This window comes from Streptomyces sp. NPDC051133, assembly GCF_040682635.1.
GTDB lineage: Bacteria > Actinomycetota > Actinomycetes > Streptomycetales > Streptomycetaceae > Streptomyces.
Genome location: NZ_JBFBBK010000164.1, coordinates 1 through 2,880 on the forward strand (window position 1 = coordinate 1; position 2,880 = coordinate 2,880).

Here is a 2,880-nt window from a genome sequence, read left to right on the forward strand (position 1 = left end):
AAAGGCCGTCGCGCTCACCGGTTCGCTCGGAGACCGGGGCCCTTGTCCTCCGGGGCCGGTGGTGGCCGGCTGCGCGGCGGGAGTGATGTGGATGCTGATGCCGCTGTCGCCGGGGTAGAGCTGGAAGAACAGCGGCGTGTCCGGGTCGCGCACGGCGATGAAGGAGGTGCTCTGGCGGCTGATCAGAGCCGCCCGGTAGCGGTCTTCGAAGAGCGGCCCGTTCAGCCACAGCAGTACTTCCCACGGCCGCTTGCCCACCAGACAAGCGGCGCCGGCGTCCACGAGGTCGGCGGCGGCGGAGTTGATGAAGGTGAGCCGGCCCTCGATGTCGAGGGCACAGCAGCCCACGGGAAGGCGTTCGGTGAAGCCGAGCGCAGCCATGGCCTGGGCGGCGTCGGACTCTCTGAGCTGCGCGGCAAGTAGCCGAGGTTCCTCAGGAGCGCGCAGCGGACGACCGCGCTGGGCGGCTTTCTCCAAAACGTCCGCCGCGCGTCGGCAGCAGACGGTGACGGCCTGGCGTTCATCCTCGTCGAGCTGCGGCGGGTGCCAGATCGGCCACAGCAGCACGATTCCACCCCACACCGAGCCGCCGCTGGCGAAAGGGGCCGCGGCGAGCATGAAGTCGTACGGCAGCACGATCCCGAGCCGGGGGTAGCGGCGGGCCATCTCTTCCTGGCCGCCCAGCCACACCAGCCGCCGCTGCCGCAGCGCATCCGCGATGGGGATCGGAGCATCCAGGGGGATACAGGTCCACGGGGCGGCGATCTGCCGGGAGACGCCGGACAGTAGTGCCAACCGCAGCACCTGCTCTCCGGGCTGCAGCAGGTACAGCATCGCAATCGACGCGCCGGTCTGCCGCACCACATCGGCCAGGACCGAATCCAGCCGCTCCTCAGAATCGGGCCTGTGGCCAGCGGCCTGCCGCATGGCGTTCATCCAGTCCCGGCGACGGATGCATGGGCGCCACGACTGCGGCCGAAGCGGCTGCGGGCGGCCTCAGCACTGATGCCCAGACCCGCGCCGATCTCTGCCCAGCTGGCCCCTGCCTGCCGGTCCGCCTTCACTGCCGCCCTGACCAGCTGCCCGGCCAAATCCTGCACACGCGCGACCGCGGCAGAGTGCCACCCCGCGCACGCGCCGGGCGACGGTAGCTCGTGAACCTGAAGGGTGGCGGACTGCACATGAAGGACCAGGTCCTCACCGGCCGCTGCCAGCCCCTCCCGTGCAGGGGCCGCCTGACTCCAGCGGCGGCGTGCACGCCAGGCCGCCTGCCGGTGCGCCGCCCGGCAGTACCGGCGACCGTCCGCCGCCAGCCCTGGGAGCGGGGCCTCACACCAGCCACACCGCACGTCACCCATATACGGACAATACGCCCGTGCTGCCGTGACGACCTCCGCGCTCTTGGCCGCTACATCACACGGTGCTCGCCGATCGCCAGGCCAGGGTCCTGACACGTCCGCCAAGACATGCAACCGATCTACGATGCATCACCCAGCGAAGAAAAAGGCTCTTTTGCGCCAGTGGCGCAGATGGGCGCGGGGAGCGCTGCCAGGAGTACGCATTTTGAGACGAACATGGTAGGTGAACGTACAACCACTCGGTGTCGTTTTGGACTGCGCGTGCTCCGCGCGATACGTCATAGAGAGTGACATCGTACAGGCCGTAAATTCAAGTGGAAATTCCTTACGTTCTGACGTGTCCGAAATCTTATCCCAGTCAAGTGGGTGATCACTAGATTTCGATACAGCCCTCGGTCCAGGCCAGCCTGAGTCCGAGCTGACGGAAGCGCGAAAATAATGGAGGATAAAGTGACCCGTCGTCTACGCCGCCGATCTGCGGCCGCTCTCGCGGTAATAAGCCTGTTACTGGTCGGAGCTGCTGCGACTCCGTCATTCGCCACTGGCCTGCCCGAAGATGGGGAGTACAATCGCACCTTCACAGCGTATGCCGGAGATCCCGACACAGCTCTGAACAAGGCGCGCGGTCTTATGGAACAGGCGATTGATGACGGGGAGTACCCGGGCGGCGGCTGCAATGAAGTCTCCTTCGACCAGTCGTGGGTGAAGGTACCCGGGCGCGTGGCCACGGGAGAGGCTACGGTGTTCGCGTACTGCTGGTTCGGCAAGTAGCCCAGGAAACGTGCAGATTTCACCTCCTCCAGCAGAGGTGAAACGTATCCGCTGGCGCTCCTGGTCTGGGGTGGTGTGAACCGCCCCGGACTGCGACCGTGGTCATTCCGCCCTCCCGCCAGGCGCGACGCCAGCGTTACACCGACCGCTGACTGGTCCGGCAATGAAGCATGAGCCCTGGTCATCGGTGCTGTGGCTGTGGGGTGTCCATGCTGCCTCGATGGGGTCGAAGCGGACCGTGTAGCCAAGGGCTGGCCTGCCGGGTGATGCGGCGCATGGCGCGTTCGGGGTCGTGTTTGGCGTAGTAGTCGCCGCAGAGGTAAGTGGTCTCCCTGGTGCGGGAGGCAGCCATGGCGGCAGCGCCCCAGCGCGGCCCCGCGACATCGGTTGCCGTGCCGCCGCCGGCCGGATGTGTGTCTGCCCCAGACTCGTGGTGGCCGGGGCAGACCCGGCCCACGACGCGACATGCCCCGCCGTTCGGGTCATGTCGCCACCGGCCTCAAATGATCGGTGGGCCGGCCGCAGGCCGGGGGCCTTCGGCTGGCCGGCGAGCGCGGGCTTGTAGCAGCTGACCGAGCGGCTGCGGGAGGTCATCCTCGAGGTCGCGATCAGCGACCACCTCGGCGGTGACAAACATGAGCGGCGTGACCACCGACTACTTCGCGCTCGTCGTTGCGGTCCCCAGTTCTCGGTCAGGCGCCTCCAGGCGGCCGACACCATCGCGTGTTTGACGTCCGCCGACCAGCGATTG

1 protein-coding gene is annotated in these 2,880 nt (G+C 67.4%); it reads right to left on the minus strand.

The window, feature by feature from the left end; all coding sequences use genetic code 11:
• On the minus strand, positions 1-936 hold a 936-nt coding region (locus AB0N17_RS45880; RefSeq protein WP_366017618.1), incomplete at its 3' end, for a PAS domain-containing protein.
• Positions 937-2,880: the final 1,944 nt, after the last annotated feature.